Origin of the sequence: Paracoccus sp. pheM1, from assembly GCF_018499825.1 — a bacterium.
GTDB classification, from domain to species: Bacteria; Pseudomonadota; Alphaproteobacteria; order Rhodobacterales; family Rhodobacteraceae; genus Paracoccus; species Paracoccus versutus.
The window spans coordinates 738,058-760,499 of sequence record NZ_JAGXCX010000002.1 but is presented as its reverse complement, the minus strand read 5'-3'; the positions used below and the strand labels follow the sequence as shown (position 1 = coordinate 760,499).

Annotated in this window: 25 protein-coding genes and 3 pseudogenes; 16 read left to right on the top strand and 12 right to left on the bottom strand. The window is 67.3% G+C overall.

Annotation, left to right across the window (positions count from 1 at the left end):
• Positions 1 to 14 precede the first annotated feature (14 nt).
• From KF941_RS17825 to KF941_RS17810, 4 genes are all read left to right on the top strand, one after another.
• The gene (locus KF941_RS17825) at positions 15 to 806 is read left to right on the top strand and encodes an acyl-CoA dehydrogenase family protein (protein ID WP_214274093.1); all 792 of its coding nucleotides are present in this window, start codon (positions 15 to 17) and stop codon (positions 804 to 806) included.
• 8 nt (positions 807 to 814) lie between these two features.
• Entirely contained in the window at positions 815 to 1,615 is an 801-nt protein-coding gene (locus KF941_RS17820; RefSeq protein WP_036758309.1) for an SDR family NAD(P)-dependent oxidoreductase, read from the top strand.
• Positions 1,616 to 1,766: 151 nt separating this feature from the next.
• Positions 1,767 to 2,003 carry a hypothetical protein gene (locus KF941_RS17815; RefSeq protein WP_072463305.1) on the top strand — a complete coding sequence of 79 codons (237 nt, stop codon included), beginning with the start codon at positions 1,767 to 1,769 and terminating at the stop codon, positions 2,001 to 2,003.
• 238 nt (positions 2,004 to 2,241) lie between these two features.
• Positions 2,242 to 2,805 carry a cupin domain-containing protein gene (locus KF941_RS17810; RefSeq protein WP_214274092.1) on the top strand — a complete coding sequence of 188 codons (564 nt, stop codon included), beginning with the start codon at positions 2,242 to 2,244 and terminating at the stop codon, positions 2,803 to 2,805.
• A gap of 709 nt (positions 2,806 to 3,514) precedes the next feature.
• Here KF941_RS17810 and KF941_RS17805 read toward each other — a convergent pair.
• On the bottom strand, positions 3,515 to 5,563 hold the full coding sequence (locus KF941_RS17805; RefSeq protein ID WP_214274091.1) for a catalase: 2,049 nt from the start codon (positions 5,561 to 5,563) through the stop codon (positions 3,515 to 3,517).
• Between the two features lie 482 nt (positions 5,564 to 6,045).
• Here KF941_RS17805 and KF941_RS17800 point away from each other — a divergent pair, with 482 nt between their 5' ends.
• Complete coding sequence (locus tag KF941_RS17800; RefSeq protein ID WP_036752694.1) at positions 6,046 to 6,624, top strand: VTT domain-containing protein; 579 nt, start codon at positions 6,046 to 6,048, stop codon at positions 6,622 to 6,624.
• Here the strand turns inward: KF941_RS17800 and KF941_RS17795 are convergent.
• From KF941_RS17795 to KF941_RS17765, 7 genes are all read right to left on the bottom strand, one after another.
• Positions 6,579 to 7,544, bottom strand: coding sequence for an alpha/beta hydrolase (locus KF941_RS17795; RefSeq protein ID WP_214274090.1), 966 nt, complete (start codon positions 7,542 to 7,544; stop codon positions 6,579 to 6,581). The genes KF941_RS17800 and KF941_RS17795 overlap by 46 nt on opposite strands.
• 83 nt (positions 7,545 to 7,627) lie before the next feature.
• On the bottom strand, positions 7,628 to 8,731 hold the full coding sequence (locus KF941_RS17790) for an ATP-grasp domain-containing protein (protein WP_214274089.1): 1,104 nt from the start codon (positions 8,729 to 8,731) through the stop codon (positions 7,628 to 7,630).
• Between the two features lie 266 nt (positions 8,732 to 8,997).
• The gene (locus KF941_RS17785; RefSeq protein ID WP_214274088.1) at positions 8,998 to 9,849 is read right to left on the bottom strand and encodes a universal stress protein; all 852 of its coding nucleotides are present in this window, start codon (positions 9,847 to 9,849) and stop codon (positions 8,998 to 9,000) included.
• 140 nt (positions 9,850 to 9,989) lie between these two features.
• On the bottom strand, positions 9,990 to 10,238 hold the full coding sequence (locus tag KF941_RS17780) for a hypothetical protein (RefSeq protein WP_214274087.1): 249 nt from the start codon (positions 10,236 to 10,238) through the stop codon (positions 9,990 to 9,992).
• Positions 10,229 to 10,435, bottom strand: a complete 207-nt coding sequence (locus KF941_RS17775) for a hypothetical protein (RefSeq protein WP_214274086.1) — start codon at positions 10,433 to 10,435, stop codon at positions 10,229 to 10,231. Before KF941_RS17775 ends, KF941_RS17780 begins: the two co-directional genes overlap by 10 nt.
• 11 nt (positions 10,436 to 10,446) lie before the next feature.
• Positions 10,447 to 10,653, bottom strand: a complete 207-nt coding sequence (locus tag KF941_RS17770) for an MFS transporter (protein WP_072463314.1) — start codon at positions 10,651 to 10,653, stop codon at positions 10,447 to 10,449.
• A 614-nt stretch (positions 10,654 to 11,267) separates the two neighbouring features.
• Entirely contained in the window at positions 11,268 to 12,164 is an 897-nt protein-coding gene (locus KF941_RS17765; RefSeq protein ID WP_116221226.1) for a LysR family transcriptional regulator, read from the bottom strand.
• Between the two features lie 98 nt (positions 12,165 to 12,262).
• On the opposite strand from KF941_RS17765, the gene KF941_RS17760 reads away from it, so the two are divergent.
• The 7 genes and pseudogenes from KF941_RS17760 to KF941_RS28565 form a co-directional block, all read left to right on the top strand.
• Positions 12,263 to 12,775, top strand: a complete 513-nt coding sequence (locus KF941_RS17760; protein ID WP_214274085.1) for an SRPBCC domain-containing protein — start codon at positions 12,263 to 12,265, stop codon at positions 12,773 to 12,775.
• Positions 12,775 to 12,942 (top strand): hypothetical protein, encoded by a 168-nt coding sequence (locus KF941_RS17755; protein WP_166436105.1) that lies wholly within the window; start codon positions 12,775 to 12,777, stop codon positions 12,940 to 12,942. Before KF941_RS17760 ends, KF941_RS17755 begins: the two co-directional genes overlap by 1 nt.
• A 210-nt stretch (positions 12,943 to 13,152) precedes the next feature.
• Positions 13,153 to 13,512, top strand: coding sequence for a DUF1330 domain-containing protein (locus tag KF941_RS17750; RefSeq protein WP_114536566.1), 360 nt, complete (start codon positions 13,153 to 13,155; stop codon positions 13,510 to 13,512).
• 123 nt (positions 13,513 to 13,635) lie between these two features.
• Positions 13,636 to 14,694, top strand: a complete 1,059-nt coding sequence (ada, locus tag KF941_RS17745) for a bifunctional DNA-binding transcriptional regulator/O6-methylguanine-DNA methyltransferase Ada (protein WP_214274084.1) — start codon at positions 13,636 to 13,638, stop codon at positions 14,692 to 14,694.
• On the top strand, positions 14,691 to 15,410 hold the full coding sequence (locus KF941_RS17740) for a 2OG-Fe(II) oxygenase (protein WP_214274083.1): 720 nt from the start codon (positions 14,691 to 14,693) through the stop codon (positions 15,408 to 15,410). Before ada ends, KF941_RS17740 begins: the two co-directional genes overlap by 4 nt.
• 118 nt (positions 15,411 to 15,528) lie before the next feature.
• Positions 15,529 to 15,870 carry an HIT family protein gene (locus KF941_RS17735; RefSeq protein WP_214274082.1) on the top strand — a complete coding sequence of 114 codons (342 nt, stop codon included), beginning with the start codon at positions 15,529 to 15,531 and terminating at the stop codon, positions 15,868 to 15,870.
• A pseudogene (locus KF941_RS28565) lies at positions 15,824 to 16,183 on the top strand (hypothetical protein); the annotation flags it as partial. The gene KF941_RS17735 and the pseudogene KF941_RS28565, both read left to right, overlap by 47 nt.
• An 82-nt stretch (positions 16,184 to 16,265) precedes the next feature.
• Here the strand turns inward: KF941_RS28565 and KF941_RS17725 are convergent.
• The 4 genes and pseudogenes from KF941_RS17725 to KF941_RS17710 all read right to left on the bottom strand — a co-directional run.
• Positions 16,266 to 17,395: pseudogene (locus KF941_RS17725) on the bottom strand (NAD-dependent succinate-semialdehyde dehydrogenase); the annotation flags it as partial.
• A 68-nt stretch (positions 17,396 to 17,463) separates the two neighbouring features.
• Complete coding sequence (locus tag KF941_RS17720; RefSeq protein ID WP_214274081.1) at positions 17,464 to 18,552, bottom strand: ABC transporter ATP-binding protein; 1,089 nt, start codon at positions 18,550 to 18,552, stop codon at positions 17,464 to 17,466.
• A complete protein-coding gene (locus KF941_RS17715; RefSeq protein ID WP_214274080.1) occupies positions 18,549 to 19,592 on the bottom strand; it encodes an alpha/beta fold hydrolase in 1,044 nt (347 codons plus the stop codon). The genes KF941_RS17720 and KF941_RS17715 overlap by 4 nt, the downstream gene beginning before the upstream one ends.
• Positions 19,564 to 20,165, bottom strand: a pseudogene (locus tag KF941_RS17710) (amino acid synthesis family protein). The gene KF941_RS17715 and the pseudogene KF941_RS17710 overlap by 29 nt, the downstream one beginning before the upstream one ends.
• Positions 20,166 to 20,266: 101 nt before the next feature.
• On the opposite strand from KF941_RS17710, the gene KF941_RS17705 reads away from it, so the two are divergent.
• The 4 genes from KF941_RS17705 (at position 20,267) to KF941_RS17690 (ending at position 22,096) form a co-directional block, all read left to right on the top strand.
• Positions 20,267 to 20,974, top strand: coding sequence for a GntR family transcriptional regulator (locus KF941_RS17705; RefSeq protein ID WP_346429010.1), 708 nt, complete (start codon positions 20,267 to 20,269; stop codon positions 20,972 to 20,974).
• Positions 20,971 to 21,270 (top strand): DUF1330 domain-containing protein, encoded by a 300-nt coding sequence (locus KF941_RS17700; protein ID WP_214274079.1) that lies wholly within the window; start codon positions 20,971 to 20,973, stop codon positions 21,268 to 21,270. The genes KF941_RS17705 and KF941_RS17700 overlap by 4 nt, the downstream gene beginning before the upstream one ends.
• A gap of 51 nt (positions 21,271 to 21,321) precedes the next feature.
• Complete coding sequence (locus tag KF941_RS17695; RefSeq protein WP_214274078.1) at positions 21,322 to 21,729, top strand: carboxymuconolactone decarboxylase family protein; 408 nt, start codon at positions 21,322 to 21,324, stop codon at positions 21,727 to 21,729.
• A gap of 130 nt (positions 21,730 to 21,859) precedes the next feature.
• Positions 21,860 to 22,096, top strand: a complete 237-nt coding sequence (locus KF941_RS17690; RefSeq protein ID WP_214274077.1) for a hypothetical protein — start codon at positions 21,860 to 21,862, stop codon at positions 22,094 to 22,096.
• Positions 22,097 to 22,442: the final 346 nt, after the last annotated feature.

Here is a 22,442-nt window from a genome sequence, read left to right as displayed (position 1 = left end):
CCTCTTGCGAGGCGATGGCGCGGTTCTGGGACCTGGCGCAGGAAGGCGGGCTGCTGAACGAACAGGAATACAAGCCCCCGGGCATCCATGTGCTGTTCGTCTCGTCGCTGCGCCCCTATACGGTGATGACCACCGGAAAGCAGGTGGCCGGGCTCGGCGATGTCGCCGGGCTCAAGCTGCGCGCCAACGGGGCGGCGATGGAGAAGGCGGTGCGCGTGCCCTCGCCCGAGGCCTATGGCGGCGCCGGCCTCGGCATCTCCGAGGCGGCGATCTTCCTGCGGGCCATGACAGAATCGGGCGGTGCGGTGCAGGCGGCCTCGGCCATTCATCTCGACATCCTCTGCCTCGCGCCCATCGTTCTGTTCGGCACCGAGAAGCAACGCCAGCGCATGTTGCTGCCGATGATCCAGGGCAGGGCCATGGCCTGTTTCGGCATCACCGAACCCGATGCCGGGCTGAACATCACCAAGCTGAAGACCCGCGCCATGCGGCAGGTGTTGCGGGAACAGTTCGCCGCCGGCTTCTGCCGCCGCACCGAATGGGCCGCCCTGCGGGTGCGGCCGAGGCCCGCATCACCCCGGTGCTCTCGATCGAGGAGACCGCCGCGCATCTGCATCTGCGCGCCCGCGCCACGCTGGCCGCGCGCGAGGGCGTGTTGCAGTCCGGGGTTGCGCCGCGCTTCAGCCGCACGCCAGGATGGTTCCGCGACCGGCCGGCGCCGCCGGGCGCTGCGGGGTTGGGGCGTGACGAACGACGAACTGGCCGGGCTGCGGCAGGCCGGGCTACTACTGAACAGGATGGAATGAGGAGCGATATGGCGGATCTGGATGGAAAGGTGGCGCTGGTCACCGGCGGAACGGGCGGCATCGGCCGCGGTGTGGCGATGGCACTGGCCGGGCGCGGCGCCCATGTGGTGATCAACGGCCGCAGCGCCGAGAAGGCCGCGGCGGCCATTGCCGAGATCGAAGCGTTGGGGGCCAAGGCGGTCTTCGCGCCCGGCGATGTGCGGGACAAGGCCGACATGGAAGCGGCGGTGGAAACCGCCGTGCAGACCTTCGGCGGACTCGACATCGTGGTGCCGAACGCCGGCGGCAGCGATGACGAGGCACGCTCGCCCGAGGTGCGGGGGCCGTTCCCAGGCATCGACCTCGAGCAGGTGGCGGGCTTCGTCGGCCGCGCCCTGCTGGGCAAGCTGCGGGTGGTGCAGGCCGCGATCCCCGCTCTGCGTCAGCGCGGCGGCGGATCGGTGGTCTTTGTTACTTCCGAGGGTGGCCGGGTGCCGACCCCAGGCCAGACCGGCATCTCGGCCTTCTCGGCCGGGCTGATCCAGGTCAGTAAACTGCTCTCCAGGGAACTCGCGCCCGAGAAGATCCGGGTGAACTGCGTCTGCGTCACGCTGGTGCGCAACTCGCCCTCCTGGGAGGCGGCGTTCGAGCGCGAAGGCGCTGTCTCGGAACATCACCGCAAGCAGTATCAGCGCGTCATCCAACGCAGCCCGCTGGGGGTGGCGGCGCCTGCGGATATCGGCAATGTCGTGGCCTTCCTGGCCTCGAGCGATGCGGATTACCTGACGGGCGCCGTGCTCAGCCCCACCGGCGGGCTGACCCTGCACTGAGACGGTCGCGACAGCAACGAAGAGGGAGGAGCGGATATCGGGGCGGTTTGCCCGGCGCAGGATCGCGGACCGATGGGGTCAATCGCGTGATCGCCTGGGTGAATGCCGCGACTCCTCATGCGATCACCTTCGTTGCGAGGGTGTCTTCCGGTTGCCGCATGCGATCAACGCCGGGCAGCGCTTCGTCGGTCGCGATTGCGCCTTTCCGGCGATCTGGGGCACCTCCTCCGGCCTATGGCGTGCCTCGCCGTATTTCTTCGTCCCGACCTGGGCCGGAGAGCGGTGGGCGCAGGCGCTCTTTGCCAGCACGCTCCTGATCCGGGCATTGCCGGTGCGCGTGATCCTGCCGTCTCCGATGGAGCGTTTCGAAGGCGCCCACGCAAGATAGGCCACAATTGGCGCCGGTTCGCAGACGACACCTATCGCCGATCTCGACCACGAAGGCAGCGGCGCAGATCAGCCTGACGTTCCTCCGGCACCCCTGGCCGCCCCACGGCGGGGAGCCAGCGCCCAATCGTGCAAGGCGTCCCCGTGGCGGCCCTTCCGCGGTGTGGGATTCGTCACATATTCCAGGCATCGATGCAAGCAAGGCCGCAGGACATCGCGGCCGGAAAGGAAGAAACGCCATGACCGATACGAATTCCGGGCTCGACCTGAGCCGCTTTCACCTGCATCTCGAGGACGGACCGCGGATCCGCCCGGTGTCGCTGGCCTCCGGCGACCGGCCGGCGGAGGGCAGGACGCTCGCCGTCTTCCCTGCCGAACGCCCCGAGGACGTTCACCCGGACTCCTGGGAGATGCATCCCGGTGGCGATGAGTTGCTGATCCTCTGCTCCGGCAGGCTGGAGCTGGATATCGAGGATGCCAGCGGCATGCGCACGGTGGAACTGACGCCGAGGACGGGCCAGGTGGTGCCGGCGGGCAGCTGGCATCGGCTGCGGCTCAGGGAACCGTCGGTCCTGCTGGCGATCACCCATCGCAGCGGCACGCAGCGCCGCAAGGATCGCGAGGCGGAGATCGGGGCGCAGCCTGCGCACCTGTGGTCTGGGGGCCGCAGCATCATGGCGCAGGAACTGCAGGCCAGGCCGATCAGGACGGATCGGCCGGATGCCGAGGGGATGGCGCGCCTGCTCCACCTTTCGGGGCATTGCAGGTCGGTCTCGGCGCGCGTCCTGCTAGCAGGCTGCTGAAAAAGTCCTTGCGACAGGACAGCGCGGGCGGGGAACCGGGAAGTCCGCCTCAAATTTGCCGAAAACACCCCATTTCGGGCCGATATTAGCTGGATCCAGAACGATTTCCGCTGCGTCGCCCTCTCAAAATCCTTTTTCAGCAGCCTGCCAGGCGCGCGCAAGGCGGTGCAACTGGGCTTCATCGCCCTGGAAATGCTATTGCAGACCTTCGCACTCACGGTCGCGCCATATCCGGTGGCGGGCTCGGACATCGCATCCGCGCGCGGGCGGCAGGAAATCCGATGCTCGAAACCGCTTCGGGACCGCGGCTGCGGGCGCGGGTCTTCCTGCGACAGGAGATGGGCGGATTGAAGCCTCGTGTCCGCTTTGTCGTCGGTTGCTGTCGATAGGTGCATCCGCAGCGCTGACCTGTCGGTCCGCACGCCGAACTGGGGCGGGATCATCGCGGTCGAGACGACGAGCCGCGCATCGGCGGGCGGCGGTCCTGGATCAGGACGGATTTCCCTAACCCGCCTCGGCCCCAGCCCGTGATGCGTGCGCCCGATGACGTCGAGGCGGTCGCGGGTCAGCCGCGGGGTAGGGGCTTTGCGGCCGTGACCCGGAAGGGCATTCCGGTGCGCAGATCGTCCTCGCGGGACTTGGCGCCCTGCGCGGGCATGGCATCTGCCGAAAGATGGAAAGGCCCACCCGTTGCGGGGCGGGCCGAGGGTCAGGCCAGGTCGCGGACCTTGGGCTCGCGGTCCCAATAGCGGCGGGCAGCCGCCTGGGGCAGGGCGGAAAGATCGGTGACGCCCTCGTCCGGCTCGATCCCCGCGCGGTCCAGCAGCGGCTGCGCGCCCGGCGTATGGCCGATGGCCTTGAGATGGGCAAAGGCGTCCATGACGAAGCCGACCGCCGCGCCGTCCCGCGCCAGCTTTTGCGCCGCCTCCTCGGTCAGGACCAGCGCCACCGCGTCGAACAGCACCGAGGGCGAGCCGGCAAGCTGGCCGTCGGCCTTGGCCTCGCCGCCCGCCAGCGCGATGCCGCCGACCTTGGGAGCGATGGTGAAGGGCGTGCCGCCGGCCTTTTCGACCGCCGCCACCAGCGCGTCGAGCTCCGCCTTGTCCGAGCCTTCGGCGAACAGGATGCCGACCTTGCGCCCCTTGAGCGTCGGCTGCCAGTTCTTCTGGATCGACAGCGCGTCCGAAGGCGCGATATCGATCGGGTCGCGGAACGGCTTTGCCGCCTCGGGCAGCTCGATCGCGAGGCCCGCCGCCACGCGCTTGGCCAGATCCTCGTCGATATTGCGCAGATGGCTGACGACGCGGCTGCGCACATGGCCGAGCCCCACCTTGGAGAGTTCAAAGACGAAGGCCGAGGCGATATGCGCCTGTTCGTTCGCGGTCTGCGAGCGCCAGAACAGGCGCGGCTGGCTGTAGTGATCGCCGAAGCTTTCGGCCCGGATGCGCAGCTTGGGGCCGGAAACCTCTTGCGGCGCGGTGGCGAAACCTTCGGCGCTGGCGCGGGGGCCGGGGTCTTCGCCTGCCTGGTCCAGGCTGTTCGGCTCGTAATTGGCGCGGCCCTTCGGCACCTGGGTCTGCATCATCCCGTCGCGCATCATGTTGGCAAAGGGGCATTTCGGCGCATTCACCGGGATCTGGTGGAAATTGGTCGTGCCCAGCCGCGATTTCTGCGTGTCGAGATAGGAAAACAGCCGCCCCTGCAGCAGCGGGTCGTCGGAAAACTCGATCCCCGGCACGATGTTGGAGGGCAGGAAGGCGACCTGCTCGGTCTCGGCGAAGAAATTGTCGGGATTGCGGTCCAGCACCAGGCGGCCGACCATCCGCAGCGGCACGATCTCCTCGGGGATGATCTTGGTCGCGTCCAGCACGTCCCAGGGCAGGCTGTCGGCCAGTTCCTGGTCGAAGATCTGCAGGCCCAGGTCCCATTCGGGATGGTCGCCCGCCGCAATCGCCTCGTAGAGGTCGCGGCGGTGATAGTCATTGTCCGCGCCCTGCATCTTGGCGCTTTCGTCCCAGACCAGCGATTGCATGCCCAGCCGCGGGCGCCAGTGGAACTTGACGAAACGGGTCTCGCCCTGGTCGTTCACCAGCTTGAAGCTATGGACGCCGAAGCCCTGCATCATGCGATAGCTGCGCGGGATGGCGCGGTCGGACATGGCCCAGATCACCGTATGCAGGCTTTCGGGCATCAGCGAGACGAAATCCCAGAACGTGTCATGGGCCGAGGCGGCCTGGGGATAGCCCCGGTCGGCCTCCATCTTGACCGAATGCACGAGGTCGGGAAACTTGATCGCGTCCTGGATAAAGAAGACCGGGATGTTGTTGCCGACCAGATCCCAGTTCCCGTCGTCGGTATAGAACTTGACCGCGAAACCGCGCACGTCGCGGGGCGTATCGACCGAGCCCGCCCCGCCCGCGACGGTGGAAAAGCGCACGAAGACCGGGGTCTTCTTGCCCTTCTTGGCAAAGAGGCTGGCGCGCGTCAGCTCGGGGATCGGGTCGGTGCATTCGAAATGGCCATGCGCGGCCGAGCCGCGGGCATGGACGATGCGCTCGGGGATGCGCTCATGGTCGAAATGGAAGATCTTCTCGCGCAGAAGGAAATCTTCCAGCAGCGTCGGGCCGCGATGGCCCGCGCGCAGGCTGTTCTGGTTGTCGGAAAACGGGATGCCGTGGTTGGTGGTCAGGGTCTCGCCGCCGCGCTGCTGCGTTTCGCCGGCATTGCCTTGTTCAGTCCTGTCGGGATTCGGTGCCATCGTTCCTCGCCTGCCATGAAGGTGGGTGGGCACTGGCACGCCGACCAGCGCCGCCGGAGATGGTCCAACGTCAGGCAAGAGCAACGGTTCCCCGCAGGGTGCCGTCATGCGTCGAGGCGCGGCCGCTCGGCCCCGGCGACGCGGATCGGTTTCGGGCAGGCGCAGCGATCCATGCCAGCGTAGGGCTTTCCCCGCGGGACCGCAGCAACCGGCGGCCGGCGGTCGCAAGCTGGCTCTGGCGGGCTTCCTGCCGCAGCTTTGTCCTGGCCCTTCCCCATGGCCAGAGCCGTATTTCAAGAAAGGTGGATCGCCGGCGGGCCGCCGCCTCTCGCTCGGCGAATAGCGCATTTCTCCGGCCGGTGCTGGACAGGCGCGCGTGGGTCACGCCTGCGATGAAGCTTTGTCCGGTGCCCGGCTTGCGGAGGCAGGCGGGTGCCATTAGCTAGACCCATCATGCCCCATGCCCCAGGAGGATCCGCCCGGTGGAGGCCCTTATCGAACAGTATCTGGGCAATCCGCTGATATTGGCCGTGCTGCTGTTTCTTGCGAATTTCGTCATGGAGGAAGGGGCGATCGTCGCCGGTGCGGCGCTGGCCGCCGCCGGAGAGATCGGCACCACGCTGGCTCTGGTGGCGCTGGTGACAGGGAATATCGTCAGCGACTGGGCGCTTTACGGGATCGGCGCGCTGGCCGGAAGCAGCCCGCTTGTCCGCCGCTGGATCGACGGGAAGATGCTGGAGCGGGGGCGGCACCTGCTGGATCGCGGGGTCTGGCCGGCGGCGCTGCTGGCGCGGCTGCTGCCGCCGATCTTCATGGCCAGCGGCTTCCTGCGTGTCGATTTTCGCCGGTTCGCCATCGTGAACGGCGTGGTTGCGGCGGTCTACACGGTGGCGCTGTTCTTCGGGGCGTTCGGTCTCAACCTCGTCCTGTTCGACCTGCTGGGCAACTGGGCCTGGCTGGTCGTGGCGGCGCTGGTCATCGCTGCGGTCTGGCTGAGCCATCGGTTCACGGTCTATTATTTCGCATCGAGCAAGGACGAGGGGGACGGCTCGGGCGGCTGAGGCGGCGCCTCTTCGTCGCCGATCACGCAATCCAACGCCGCGCGCAGCAGCTCGGGATGGGTCCAGGGCAGGAAATGGTCGGCCTCTTCGACCAGGATCACCCGCGGGCCGGGGCTCTCGGGCAGATGCGCTTGCAGGAAGGGCACGTTCTCCGGCGGCACCAGGGTATCGGCCAGGCCCTGAACGATGGTGACGGGTGCGGTGATGCGCCCCAGATCGGCGGCCAGATCCTGAAGTCCCGGCTGCAGGTTCATCAGCTCCGCATTGGCATTGGCCAGCTCGGCGGGCAAAAGCCGGGCGAAGAAATCCAGCGCGGCCAGCTGCTGCAGCGGGTGGGTTTCCTCCAGCTGCGGATCGGCGGCGGCGCCGATCAACAAGACGCCCGCCACCCGGTCGGGATAATCGGCGGCAAGCCGCAAGGCGACCGGACCGCCATAGGAATAGCCGACAAGAACCGCAGGCCGCGTGCCGGCGGTCAGCAGCGGGGCTACGGCGGCGGCCTGACCGGCCAGCGCGGTCTCGGGCTCTTCGCCGCTTGCGCCGAAACCGGGGCGGTCGACGGCCATGTGATACTGCCCGGCGGGGACATCCAGCAGGAACCTGTCCCATTCCTCGGCGGTGCCGGGACTGCCATGCAGGAAGATCACCCGCCGCCCGCCGGGCTGGCCGGCCGCCAGATAGCCCAGGTATGCCTGCCCGTCCTTGCGCGCCAGCCGCATTTGCCGGACCGTGCGGCCTTGTTCCTCGGGCCATGCCTCGTCCGGCTCCAGCCCGAGGCCGGTGATGGCCGAGAACTGTTCGCGCAGCGGCTGGAACGGTTCAAGCACGAAGCCAAGCGCCTCTTCGGCCAGCGACTGTTCCGGCGCGGGAACCACGATGGTTTCGCCGGGGGGCTGGCAGAGGGGCAGGTCGGGGATCATGCAGGGCTCCTTTGCGCCGGGCCGGATTGGCCGCGCCGATCAATGGCACTGTCCCGCCCGGCGCGAAGCTGCGCAAGGGGCGTTCACGAGCTTGGGGGATAGATCCGCCGCAGCGCCTCCTGCTGGCGCTGCAGCCGGATCATGCCGCGCAGGCCCACCACCCGCGCCCCGCGCCGCCGCATGGCATCGCCGATGGCGAAAAGCCAGCGATACTGCTGCCACAACGCGCGATATGCCTGTCGCAGCGTGCGGCCGCCGGACCAGATGTGCAGCATCTCGGCCCCGGCGCCGTTCAGCTCCAATATCCTGAAACTGCGGGCCGCGGCCAGTTCCTCGGCGCTGCGAAAGCGGACGTCGAAGCGGCCGAAATGGAAATCCGGGATCTCGCGCGAGATCTCGTCGATCACCGCTTCCAGCTCCGGCGTGACGAAGGACTGCGCGTCGCGATAGACCGCGCCAAGCCGGGCGCTGCGCGCATTGGTCAGGATATGGGCGGCACCCGGCATGGGCACCGTCTCCCAGCTTTCGGGATGCCGGTCGCGATAGATGGCGCTGTTCGGACACAGGATCTTGTCGGCCTGAACCAGCCGGGCCACGCTGCTGCGTCCGTCGCCGACCACATGCGGCGGATAGACGAAGGCCATCGAGACGATGCGGCCCCGCGCCTGGCCGGGGTGGCGCAGGTAGAAGATCCCCGCCTCGCCGGGCAGATCGACCAGTTCCTGCAGCAGGATGGTGGTGCCCGGAGGATGCACCGCCAGGTAATCCGCCAGATCCTCGGCCTGCCGGATCAGCCTGACGCCCCAGCCCTGATAGCCGCGGTCGGGCTTTGCCACGACCGGAAAGTCCAGCCCCGCCCCGGCCATGGCGGTCAGCGCGCGGTCGAGGGGGGCGATGTCCGCCGCCTCACGACGAAGGCGAACGAAACCCGCCAGCCGGGTCCGCCCCTGCGGCCCGAACAGGTCCAGCCCCTGCGACTTGCTTTCCCCCCACAGCCCGCCCGCCTCCATCGCCGGGTTGGCGGCGCTGGGAAGCGTCAGGCTGCGATAGCGGATCGCCAGCGCCAGCCACATCAGCGCGGGCAGCACATAGAACAGCCGCTCGGGGATGTGGCGCTTGAAGGCGGGATAACGCTCTCCCTCCGTCGGACGGAACTGGAGAGAGGCGGCTTGAGGCGTGCAGGTCAATGGTCCGGGTCGTCCTTTGCTGGGTCGCGTGTCGCGCTGCGGGCATGACCGAGCCACCTTGTGCCGGCGATGCGTCCCGGCTTCCGACGCAGCGCCCGGAAGAAGGCGACCATGGCGCAATTCTGCCAAAAGGTCCAGATTTGCGGGCCGCCCGCCGATCTTCCCCATCGTTTCGCGCCAGAGACCATGTCGTCCTGTCCGCCGCTGCCAGGAAGCGAGCGTTCGACCCGGCTATGCGGGCTCTGCCGGCAGGTGCGGCCACTGTCCTATACGCGCGCTGGTCCAACGACCAGCACATCGCAACCCGCCTCCGAAAGCAGCCGCCTGGCGACGCTTCCCAGCAAGACCTCTGCGGTCGCGTTTCGCCCTTGCGTTCCCATGGCGACAAGGTCCACGCGCCCGCCTTGGGACAATTCCACAAGTGCGGTACCGGGAGCCCCCTGTAGAACCAGGACGTTCTCTTCGCGGCCATGGGATCGCGCCAGGTCCAGCAGTTGCCGGCGACAATCGTTCATCCTGGACCGCCGAAAATGTTCGGCATCGTCTGGCAGGGTGCCGGCCCGCAGCATCGCCTGCTCGAAGGGAAGAGGCGCTTCATAGGCGTGAACAAGGGTGATCCGTGCATCCGGCGCCAGCCCCCGGACCGCTTCCAGAGCTGCCTCCGACAAGGGCGAGAAATCCATGGCGGCGGCGACGCTGCCATATCGCCGCGCATGCTCGCCGCGGACAACAAGCACCGGAACTGATGCCGTACGCACAATGCGATCCGCGGTCGAGCCGAACACGCGCTGGAGCAGGGTCGAGGGCTGCCCTGGTCCGATCACGACGATGTCGGCCGACAGCTCATGCGCTGCCTTTGTCACGCAGCGATGCGGTATTCCGAACTCGACCCTCAGGGTCGGCGCCCCCGCAAAGCGCGGGGCGTCGATGAGTGTCTCGAGCGTCGCACGGGCATGCCGCCCTGCCGCGGCACGCATTTCGGGTTCCATGACGCCCATATCGTCGAGCACGTGCATGACGACCACGGCTGCCTTGTGCTGTTCGGACAGCTGGGCGGCGCGGGCAAGCACCCGGTCGGCATCGTGCTGAGGATCAACCGCAACAAGGATCGTCTTCATGGCCTGTCCCTTCGTTCATTGCGAGCTTCGGTTGCCGTCAGCCGCCCAAGCCTGCCTGTCTTTGTCTATGCGCAAACGATTTTAGGTGCTACCGGCGGCAGGCCGGGGCATTCGCAAAGGCGAAGAAATCAGCCATTGCGCTACCTTGCGATCTCGAAGGGCGAGGTCGGGATCGGCAGGCAGACCCTATCGACCGTTCGGCCGGCCTGAAGGCAGAGGTCTTCGCGCTGCTCGCTTTTGCGGGACATGTGCAGCACGCCCACAGCCAGGGTGGCGAGGACCAGGGAAATCGGCGCGAGAAAGCCGACCCCTGCCAGGTCGAGGACAACACCGCCAAGCATTCCCCTGAGGGCGACGCCGAGATAGGTGAAGCTGGTGTTCAGCGCCATCGCCTGCTGCGCGGCCCAAGGCTGATGACGGCGATGTAGCGCCCGGCCTTTCCGACCGGCGCCATCGAGGCGGCGATTGCGAAAAGCGATGGCGTGGTTGCTGCCGCACGAAGCGCCGCCACGACCCGTATCGTCATCGACAGGCCGAAGGACGAGGCGAATGCCGCCAGCAAATTGGCACAGGCGAAGATCAGCATGGCCGCCAGGATCAGGGGCTTGTGCCGGGTGCGGCGATTGCAACCGTCCCCGAAAAGACGGTGACCAATTGGCCGGCCAGGCCCTCGCTGACGGCCAGATCGCGGGCCAGTTCGGGCAGGATGCCGGCGATGACGTATTCGTCGGTGAGCAGCACCAGCGATGCAAGAAACAGGGACGAAAGCCGGATGGCAGGGCAAGCGTCGCGTTCCGTAGGCATGAAGGAAACTCCGCATGAACGAGGATCAGCGGCGTCCTGCCAGCCGGGGACGATCAGACCGGGCGGCACGCCGCGACAGTTTCGCAAGCTGTCGCGGCCTACCTGCCTGCGTCGTTCGAAATTCCCATCGTCTACTCCCTTGCCTGCGGCCGAAACTACCACGCGAAGGCTGCCGGCCCTTAGCAGGCTGCTGAAAAAGGATTTTGAGAGAGTGGCGCCGCAGAAATTGTTCTCTCTTCGGCGAAGATAAGCCTGAAAAATGGGGTGCTCTCGGTCGATTTGAGGCGGATTTCCCAGTTTCCGACCCTCGCCGCCCTGTCGGACGGTCTTTTTCAGCGACCTGTTAGCCCGACCGCATCGGCAAGGACCGCGACGGGGCCGGGACCAGGTTGGTCCCGCGGAGGCCCCGGAAGGATACCGGGAACGATCAGCAGGAACGGTATGGCCCAAGCCCGCGGGGCTTCCGCCCGTCCAGCATGATCCAGCGCATTCTTCGCGCCCGCAGCCACCGTGTAATCGCATTCGGCGGGGCGATGGCGTCCGGGGGCACTTGTGTTCTCCGGCCCTGACCGGCCTGCACCGGGGGCGCCCTGAACGGCTCATGCCTGTCGAAGCTATTGCATTGCCGCATAGGCGGCGAGGTTTTCGACCAGGTGGTCGAACAGCAGCCGCATCCGGCGCGTGTCGCGCAGGTCTTCGTGCATGGCGACCCACATCTCATAGCCGAACTCCACCACGTCCGGCAGCACGCGCACCAGATCCGGCTCATCGGCCGCAAGCCCAAGGTGGCAGGCGCCGATGCCGAAGCCGGCCTTCACGGCCATCAGCTGGGCCACGGCGCTGTCGCAGCGAAAGGCGAAGCTCTCGCGCGTGAGCGGGTGGCCGCCGAAGGATATGCCGGCGACAAGGCCCTCTTCCTGGTCGATGCCGATCAGCGGGTGAGAGAACAGCGCCTCGACCGTCTCGGGCAGGCCGTGGGCGACGACATAGCGGCGATGGGCGAACAGGCCGACCCGGATGAGCCCGACATGGCGCGCGACGATGGCCTGCTGTTCGGGGCGCACCATGCGCACCGCGATGTCGGCCTCGCGGCGCAGAAGGTTCTCGTTGCGGGTCGACAGCGCCAATTCGATGTCGATCCCCGGATGGCGATCGCGGAAGTCGGCCAGCATCGGCGGCAGCACGAAGGTTCCGACGATATCGATCGCCGCCAGCCGGACGGTGCCGCGCGCCTCGTCCCGCTCGCCCGAGGCGGTGCGGACCAGGTCATCCGCGATCACGGCCATGTCCCTGGCCTGCGGCACCAGCGACAGCGCCAGTTGGGTCGGATCGAGGCCGCCGCGCGACCGGGTGAAGAGCCTTGCCCCGATCCCATCCTCGAGCGCGTCGATGTGACGGCCTACCGTCGGCTGGGTCAGCCGCAGGGCCCTGGCCGCCCCCGACAGGCTGCCTTCCTCGACCACGGCAAGAAAGCTGCGCCAATGATCCCAGCTATCGACACGACCAGACATACGATTTTGTATATCTTCCCTACGCCATTCGTCAATTTTCGTTCTGCGCTGCGCGGCCTATGTCTTGTCCACGGACAGCGCCAATGCGGAGGAACGCCATGACCATCCTGCTCGCCGCCGCCTTGGTGGCCGCCCTGCTGGCGGCGGCGTTCCTGTTCGCGCCGCGGCAGGAGGTGATCACGGAGGTCGAGATCAACGCCACGCCCGCGCAGGTCTGGGCGCTGCTGGGCGATCCGGGCAGCCATCGCGACTGGAATCCCTTCATCCTGTCGATGGAAGGCGAGCTGGCCGAGGGCGCAACGCTCGTCAACAGGATGCGCCCGGAAACCGGCAGCGAGATGACCTTCAGGCCGGTCGTGCTGAAGGTCGCGCCGGCAAGGGAGCTGCGCTGGCTTGGCCGCCTGTTCCTGCCGCGCGTCTTCGACGGCGAGCATTACTTCATCCTCGACCGGTGCCAGGGCGGCACCCGGCTGGTCCATGGCGAAAACTTCCACGGCGTGCTGCTGTGGTTCATCGACGTGAAGCGCTTCGCCGGCGATTTCGACAGGATGAACGCGGCACTGAAAGCCAGGGTGGAGCCCGCACCCATCGGCCTGGGAAAGGAGCGGTGATGCGCAACAGGAAAATCGCTATCGGGATCGCGCTGGGCCTGGGGATTGGCGCCGGTGTGGGCAGCGCGATGGACAATATCGGGATTGGCGTCGGCATCGGGCTGGCACTGGGCCTCGCCATCGGCTCGGCCTGGAAGGCCTGGACCGGGAAATCCGGCGGAAAATAGGTATCGAGTCCGGGCATTCCGCCCGTCCCCCATGAAGGCGGCGCAGACGACCGCCATCTTCCCGCCGGCGACGGGCCCGATCCTGTCGAGCGGTCGTTGGACCATTCATCGGCCGGGCGGCGGTTGCCGGCTTTCCAGCCGGGCCGGGGTTTGGTGCGCCACGCCATCGGCCGGCACTCAACCGATCACATCGGAGAAGGAGATCTACTCATGACCAGCTACGCCGTTGCCCGTCTGCATCAGGTCGAGATGGGCCCCGATATCGTTGCCTATCTCGAAGCCATCGACGCCACGCTCGCGCCGTTCGGAGGCAGGTTCCTGATCCATGGCGGCGACAAGGAACAACTGGAGGGCGCCTGGCCGGGGGATCTGATCGTCATCGGCTTTCCCGACCGCGTGGCTGCCCGCGCCTGGTATGCCTCGCCGGCCTATCGGGCGATCCTGCCGCTGCGCACCCGCAATTCCCAAGGGGATGTGATCCTGATCGACGGGGTCGGGGACGATCATCGTGCTACGGACATCCTCTCGCAGCCGGGCGGGGCGGGGGCGCACCCCGTCGCCGGGGGGTAGCCGTGCCGGGACCGTCGGCGCCCGGTCGCGGATTTGAAAGCAAGGGGCGGGAAGCGGCGGGATGCTGGCGGCGCCTATCATCGCGACATATGTGATGGAAGGAGCCGAGCGATGGAACTGGCGATGACGACTGAAACCGAAACCGAACGCGATCCGCGCTGGCAAGGCGTTCTTGCCCGCGATCCGGCCTGCGACGGCGCCTTCGTCTATGCGGTGCGGACCTCGGGCGTCTATTGCCGCCCCTCCTGCCCCTCGCGCAAGGCGAAGCCGCAGAACGTGTCCTTCTTCGACACGCCCGACCAGGCCGAGGCCGCGGGCTTCCGCGCCTGCCTGCGCTGCAATCCCCGCGGCCCGTCGTCTGCGCAGGCGAATGCCGCCATCGTCGCCGAGGCCTGCCGGATCATCGAACGGGCGGACGAGGTGCCGCGGCTGGACGATCTGGCCAAGAAGGTCGGGATGAGCCCGCATCATTTCCACCGCCAGTTCAAGGCGATCACCGGGCTGACGCCGCGGGCCTATGCGGGGGCGCATCGGGCGGGGCGCGTGCGCGCGGAACTGCCCGAGGCCGCCAGCGTCACCGACGCGATCTATGCCGCCGGGTTCAACGCCAGCAGCCGCTTTTACGAACAGTCGCCGCGGATGCTCGGCATGGCCCCCTCGGCCTACCGGCAGGGCGGCCGGGATGCCGATATCCGTTTCGCGGTGGGGCAATGCTCGCTTGGCGCGATCCTGGTGGCGCAAAGCGGCCGGGGCATCTGCGCGATCAGCTTGGGCGACGATCCCGATGCGCTGGTGCGCGAATTGCAGGACCGCTTTCCGCAGGCCCGGCTGACGGGCGACGACGCGGATTTCGCGGCGCTGGTCGCGAAGGTGGTCGGCTTCGTCGAGGCGCCGGGGATCGGCCTGGACCTGCCGCTGGACATTCGCGGGACGGCTTTCCAGACCCGCGTCTGGCAGGCGCTGCGCGATATACCGGCGGGCCGGACCGCCAGCTATGCCGAGATCGCCCGCCGCATCGGCGCGCCGCGGGCGGTGCGCGCGGTGGCCGGGGCCTGCGCCGCGAACCACATCGCCGTCGCCATCCCCTGTCACCGCGTGGTGCGGACCGACGGCGGCCTCTCGGGCTATCGTTGGGGCGTCCCGCGCAAGCGTGCGCTGCTGGAGAAAGAGGCGCAGGCATGAGCGCCCCCGCGACCTTGCAGGACCGGCTGGCGGCACGGGATTGGGCGAGTTTCGGGGCAGAGCTGGATCGGCATGGCAGCGCGGTCCTGCCCGGTCTGCTGACCGCGGCCGAATGCCGCGCGCTGGCGGCGCTCTATCCGCAGGAGGGCCATTTCCGCAGCCATATCCACATGGCCCGGCACGGTTTCGGCCAGGGCGAATACCGCTATTTCGGCTATCCGCTGCCGGATCTGGTGGCGGAGTTGCGCGCGGGGCTTTATCCGCATCTGGCGGCGGTGGCGAATGGCTGGAACGCGCGCATGGGGATCGGCACCCGCTATCCCGGCACGCTGGACACCTTCCTGCAGCAGTGCCATGCGGCCGGCCAGACCCGTCCGACGCCACTCTTGCTGCAATACGGGCCGGGCGATTTCAACTGCCTGCACCAGGATCTTTACGGCGAGCTGGCCTTTCCCCTGCAGGTGGCCTTCCTGCTGTCCGAGCCCGGGGGCGACTTCACCGGCGGCGAATTCGTGCTGACCGAACAGCGCCCCCGGATGCAGAGCCGGGCCGAGGTCGTGCCGCTGCGCCAGGGCGACGCCGTCGCCTTCGCGGTGCATCACCGCCCGGTGCGCGGCAACCGGGGCGATTACCGCGTGAACATGCGCCACGGCGTCAGCACCGTCCGAAGCGGCCGGCGCCACACGCTGGGGATCATCTTCCACGACGCGACATGACCGGGTAAAAGCGCGGGCTTTGGGAAGGGGTGAACGCGATGTCCTGCCTGCTCTGCCGGGTCGCCCGCAACCGGGGGCTGGCGCATGAGGTCTTCCGCGACGAACGGCTGGTCGCCTCGTGGATATCGGGCCGATCCGGCCGGGACATCTGCAGATCATCCCCATTGAGCACTATGAAACCTTCGATGAGCTGCCGCCGGACATTGCCACCGACATCATGAGGCTGGCGCAGAGGCTCGCCAGGATCCTGAAGGCGCTGTTCGATGTCGAGCGGGTCGCTTTCGCCTTCACCGGCGGCGATGTCGTCCATGCCCATGCCCATCTGGTGCCGCTGGTCGAGAAGGACGACATCACCTCCAGGCGATACATCCCGGAGGAGAAAGTGACCTATCGCGAGCTTCCGCATCCGGGTGATGCCGCGCTTCAGCGGATCGCGGCGGACATCGCCCGCAGGCTATGAGCCGCCGCCTTTCGAGGGCAAGGGACGGGAAGCCGCCAGGGCGGCCCCGCGGCTAGACAACCATGGTCCACTATTCAGGAGAACGGATCATGGAACTGACGAGCAAGACGATCATCGTCACCGGCGCCAGCAGCGGGATCGGCGCAGCCGCAGCCACGCTGTTTGCCGCCGAGGGTGCCAACCTGGCGCTGGCCGCGCGCGGGCGGCGGAACTGGAAACCCTTGCGGCCTCGATCAACCGGGACGGCGGCCGAGCCCACGTTCTGGCCGGCGACGTCAGGGATGAAGGCTATGCCGATGTGCTGGCCGGCCTTGCGCTGCAGGAATTCGGTGCGCTGGACGGCGCCTTCAACAATGCGGGCATCGTCGGCCAGATGGGGCTGGTCCCCGAGATGGGGTCATGCCCGACAGCACGGTTGGCTGGAAGAACGTGCCGCCACGCGCATGCCGTGTGCCGCCGGTGGCGATGGTCGCGCCATGGCTGCGGGCGTCGGCGATATGGTCCTCCACCTTGGCCAGCGCCGCGTCGTTGATGAGCGGACCGATCGCGATGCCCTCGGCCCGACCGTCGCCGACCGCCAGGGCCGCGACCTTGGCAGCCAGCTTTTCGACGAAGGAGTCATGCACCCCCGACTGCACATAGATGCGATTGGCGCAGACGCAGGTCTGGCCGGCATTGCGGAACTTGGCGGCCATGGCGCCCTCGACCGCCGCGTCCAGGTCGGCGTCGTCGAAGACAATGAACGGCGCGTTGCCGCCCAGTTCCAGCGACAGCTTCTTGATCGTATCCGCGCCCTGCCGCATCAGGATCTTGCCCACGCGGGTCGAGCCGGTGAAGGTGATCTTCGCGACCTTCGGGCTGGCGCAAAGCTCGGCCCCCATGCCGGCGGCGTCGAGGCCGGGAATGATGTTCAGGACCCCCGCCGGAATGCCGGCGCGTTCGGCCAGCACGCCAAGCACAAGGGCCGACAGCGGCGTCAGTTCCGAGGGCCGGGCGATCATGGTGCAGCCCGCAGCCAAAGCGGGCGCGATCTTGCGCGCCAGCATGGCGTTCGGAAAGTTCCAGGGCGTAATCGCGCCGACGACGCCCACGGCTGCTTCAGCACGATGATGCGCTTGTCCGGCATATGGCCGGGAATGGTGTCGCCATAGACGCGCTTGGCCTCTTCGGCGAACCATTCGACATAGGATGCGCCATAGGCGATCTCGCCCCGTGCCTCGGCCAGGGGCTTGCCCATCTCGGCGGTCAGGATGCGGGCGAGATCCTCCGGGTTGGCCATGATCAGGTCGTGCCAGCGGCGCAGGATCGTGGCGCGGTCCTTGTCGGTGCGCGCGGCCCAGGGCTTTTGCGCGGCATGGGCGGCGTCGATGGCCTGGCGAAGCGCGGCAACGCCCAGATCGGCCACCTGCGCCAGTTCCGTGCCGGTTGCGGGATTCGTCACGGTGAACACCCGGTCGCCCGGCACATATGAGCCGTTGATGAGGGCGCTGCCGGTCAGCAGCGAGGGATCGTTCAGGTCAAGCATCGCGGTTTCCGCTGCGAGCCGGCGCGTGTTGCAAGCCGGCGGGTTGGAGGGAATTCCGATCTCGGGCGTCATTCTTTGCTGAAGGCATGGGCATCCTGCGGTTGCCAGCGCACATGCAGCTTGTCCCCACGCGAGACGCTGCCCATCATCGGATGGCCGAAGTTCAGCCGGATATAAAGCGGGTCGCCCCAGCCGGTGCGGGCGGTGACGGCGCTGTTGTTGCCCAGGAAAGTCACGTCCTCCACCGTGACGGGCAGCGAGGCGCCCGGCGGGCCCATCGTGTCAGACAGGTCGATCCGTTCGGGGTGCAGCATCAGTTCGGCCTTGCCGCCCCGCGCGCCCGTGCCGTGCATCGGCACATCGGCCAGCACCGTGCCATCGGTGAAACGCAGCGTGGCCCGGCCGTCCTTCACCTCGGCCAACTCTCCGGCCAGGAAGGCGCTGTCGCCGATGAAATCGGCCACGAAATGCGTGGCGGGGCTGGCATAAAGCTCGGGTCCGGGGCCGACCCGCTCGATCCTGCCGCGGTTGAAGACGGCGATCCGGTCGGACAGGCGCAGCGCCTCTTCCTGGTCGTGGGTGACGTAGAGGGCGGTCACGCCGGTCTGCTGGTGGATACGGCGGATCTCATACTGGATTTCCTCGCGCAGCTTCTTGTCCAGCGCGGACAAGGGCTCGTCCATCAACGGGACCGGCGGATCGTAGACCAGCGCACGAGCCAGGGCGACGCGCTGCTGCTGGCCGCCGGACATGTTGGCGGGCATGCGGTCCTCGAACCCGTCCAGGCGCACCAGCGACAGGGCGCGTTTCACCTTGGCGGCGATCTCGGCTTGCGGCGCGCGGCGCACGCGCAGGGGAAAGGCCACGTTCTCGCCCACCGAAAGATGCGGGAACAACGTGTAGCGCTGAAAGACCATGCCGATGTTGCGCTTGTGCGAGGGCGTTCGCAGGATGGACTTGCCGCGCAGCCTGATGTCGCCCGCTGTCGGATCCTGGAAACCGGCCAGGATGTAAAGCGTCGTCGACTTGCCCGAGCCCGAGGGGCCGAGGAAGGTCATGAACTCGCCTTCGCCGATTTCCAGCTCGACATGGTCGGTGGCAACGACGTCTCCGAAGGTCTTGCGAATGCCGTTGATGTGCAGGTAGGGGCTGGTCATCGGGATTTGCCTTTGCGGATCAGGGCGGCCGCGATCATCAGGACCACGGTCAGAAGGACGAGGAGGGTCGAGGCGGCGGCGATCACCGGCGTCAGGTCCTGGCACAGCGTGGTCCAGACCTTGACCGGCAGGGTCGGCAGCTTGGGCGAGGCCATGAAGATCGCCAGCACCACCTCGTCCCAGGAGATCAGGAACGAGAAGATGGCGGCCGAGAACAGGCCGTGGCTGATGGCCGGCAGGGTGACGCGGAAGCGCGCCTCCCACGGGCTGGCGCCGCAGAGGATCGCGGCATCCTCGATGGAGGGGGCGAAGGTTTCCAGCGCGCCCGAGATGGTGATGATCGCGAAGGGCAGGGCGACGATCAGATGCGCGATGAAAAAGCCCACCAGCGTGCCGTTCAGCCCCAGCCGCAGGAAGGCGGCGTAAAGCGCGCCGCGATGATGACCACCGGCAGCACCATCGGGGTCAGGAAGAAGCCGCGCAGCACCGCCCGCCCGCGGAACCGGCCGCGCACCAGCGCCAGCGAGGCCAGCAGGCCGATGGCGACGGACAGCACCATGACGATGGCGGCGATTTTGGCCGAGGTGAAGGCGGCCTGCAGCCAGCGCGGATCGGCGCGCGATCTCGTCGGCGCGGGCCAGGACGGCGGCGCGAGCTTCGGGCGAGCGGCGATGGACCGCGTTGAGCAATGCCAGCCGCCGGACCAGGTCGGGACGCTCGACCGCCAGGCCCGCCGCGACCAGCGCGCCTATGGAGTGGCCGGCCAGATTGACCGGACCCAGGTCCAGCGCCTCGACCAGTCGCGCCGCCCAGGCGACGAAATCGGGCAGGCGTGCATCCGCCGGCAGCGGGGTCGAGGCGCCATGCCCCGGCATGTCGACGGCAATGACATGGTGATGCGCCGACAAGGCGGCCATCTGCGGCTCCCAGGCCTCGGCCCGCATGCCGACGCCGTGGATCAGCAGCAGCGGATCGCCGCGCCCGGCCTCGATCAGCCGGACGGAGGCGCCGTCAGACAGCGGCAGGGTTCGAGACATCATGACCCAGATCCTTCAGGTCCTGATGGCGTCTCCGATACGGTGATGCGGGCGCCCGCCGACCGAGGCGCCGAGCACGACGACGATCTCGTCGGCGGCCGGGGCATCCGGGATCGCGAACTGGATCGCCAGATAGTGCGAGCGGCGGCCTTCGTCGTTCTTGTCCATCAGCGGGATCATGATCGGGGCGTGCGCCGGGCCGCGGGTGTTGGTGAAGGCCAGGTAGGACTTCGCACCCACCGCGCTGCGGTATTGGTTGCCGAAGCGCAGGGTATGGATCAGCGCGCTGGCATGCTCGACCTCGCCATCGAGGCTGACCACCGCGGCCTTGCCCTAGGCTTCGACCTTGTCGCCGCCGCCGGCGGCCTCGATCGCCATATTCGTCAGCAATTCGCCCAGGATCGGGGCGACGGCGTGGATTTCCGGCTTGAGGTCGTCGACATAGCCGCGCCCCGCCCAGGGATTCTTCAGCACGGCGGCGGCAGTGATCAGCTTCAAAGGCTGCGGCGCGGTGCGGCCGCCTTCGATCAGCGTGGTCTCGATATTCAGCAAGGTCTTGCGGATTTCCGCTGTCATGGCAGTCCCCCGAGCAATTCGATGACCGGAAGGTGGTATACCAACATGCCATATGTCAATAAGACATTGTCTTGGCATTCCAGCCGCGCTAATCTGGCGCCGTGACAAACGAACAACATGCCAGCCTGCGCATCGAGCACGTTCCCCAGACGCTTCGCGAACTTGCGGTGGAGCGCTTGCGGGCCGCGATCATGTCGGGGCGCTTCTCTTCCGGTTACCGGCTCGTCGAACGGACGCTGGTCGATCAACTGGGCGTGTCGCGATCCGTCATCCGCGAGGCGATCCGCTATCTGGAGGCCGAGGGCCTGGTCGAGATCCAGCCCCGGCAAGGGCCGATCGTCGCGACCCTCGACTGGGACAAGGCCCGGCAGATCTATGACATCCGTCTCCGGCTGGAGGCGGCGGCGGCGGCGGATTGCGCCAGGCTTCTCGACACATCCGCCCGTGCCGATCTGCAGGCCGCGCTTCAGCGCCTCAAGGAGGCCTTTCTATCCGACGATCCCCAGGTGCTCTACGATGCGACGACGCGGTTCTACGAGGTCATTTTCGTCACCGCCGGGCATCACATCGCCTGGGAGATCGTCCAGCGCCTCAACGGGCGCATTTCGCGGCTTCGGGCGCTGACGCTGGCCTCGACCGACCGGCAGGTATCGGGCCAGGCCCGGATGCAGCGCATTGCCGAGGCCATTTTCGCGCAAGACCCGGACCGGGCAGGCGAAGCCGTGCGCGAGCACCTGACCGAAGCCGCGGAAATCGCAAGCAAGCTGCTGCATGCGGCCAACAAGGATGACCAGAGGATGGGGCAATGAGCGCCTATCGGATCGCCCATGTGACCGTTCTCGATCCCGAGGCCTATGCCGGATACCAGGCGCTGGCGCCCGCGGCTTTCGCGAAGTTCGGCGCCGAGTTTCTGGTCCGGGGCGGGGCATCCGAGACCCTGGAAGGCCCGGCTCTCCAGCACCATGTGGTGATCCGGTTTCCCGACCTGACCCGCGCCCGCGCCTGCTTTCATTCCCCGGAATATCGGGAAGCCCGTGCTCGCCGGGACGGCGCATGCGAGGCGCATGTGGTGATCGTGGAAGGCGTTTCGGACCCGTCGTCCTGATGCAGGTCGGCTAGGAGGCCGGCGAATGATCAAGCGAGAAGGGATATCGCGATGGCCGAAGACCAGGAATTGTTCGACAAGGGCCTGCCGATCCGGCGCGAGGTGCTCGGCGCGGACTATGTCGATGGCTCGATGCAGCGGGCGGACGACTTCATGATGTCGTTCCAGCGGGCGACCACGGCTTGGGCCTGGGGCTGGGCTTGGGGCGATCCAACCCTGGACCGCAAGACGCGCAGCCTGCTGAACCTTGCCATGCTGACCGCGCTTGGCCGCACCCCCGAGATCAAGCTGCATGTGCGGGGGGCGCTGAACAACGGCGTCACCGTGGACGAGATCCGCGCTACGTTGCTGCACGCCACCGCCTATTGCGGCATTCCGGCAGGCCTTGACGCTTTCAAGGCCGCGCATGAGGTCCTGGTGGCCGAAGGAGCCGTCCCCAAACCGAATGAGGACAAATAGGGTGAAGTGCCACTTTATCATATCGGCGATTTGGGCGCGCGGATGCCTGCAGTTGACATGAAGCCCGGCCGCTGTTTCGGTAACGATCTCAGGCGAATGTCATTGTGGATAATCGGCGCCTCTCGCCGGAATGTTCGGCGACCTGATTTGCGAAAGCCGCATTGACCTCTCCGCTGCTGAATCAAGTGGAATCCGCTCGACGGCCGCCGTGAACAGGGTGCTGCGCTGGCTGATTCTCGGCGCATCCACTTTTTATGTTGCAGCCATATCCTTCTCGCCGCAATCCGGGAAGGATCCCGGTCAAGCGCATCGCATCATCCTGTCGCGACCAGCCGTTGGACCAGAGCGCGCCGTAACGCCTTTATGATATCGCCGGGCGGCGGCGTATCTGTCACCAGGGGATCAATTCGGGAGCGGTGCAACCCGGCCAAGGCTGCCAGGCTGCAGATGAAGCGCAAGAACTAGGGGAGCGGCTCTGTGGGCAACTTAGCAGGCTGCTGAAAAAGTCCTTGCGACAGGACAGCGTGGGCGGGGAACCGGGAAATCCGCCTCAACTTTGCCGAAAACACCCCATTTTCGGGCCGATATCAGCTGGCTCCAGAACGATTTCCGCTGCGTCGCTCTCTCAAAATCATTTTTCAGCAGCCTGTTAGGGTTATTCCTATCCCGACATCCTGGGACCGGATCAGAGGATGACGCGCAGCAGATGTCGC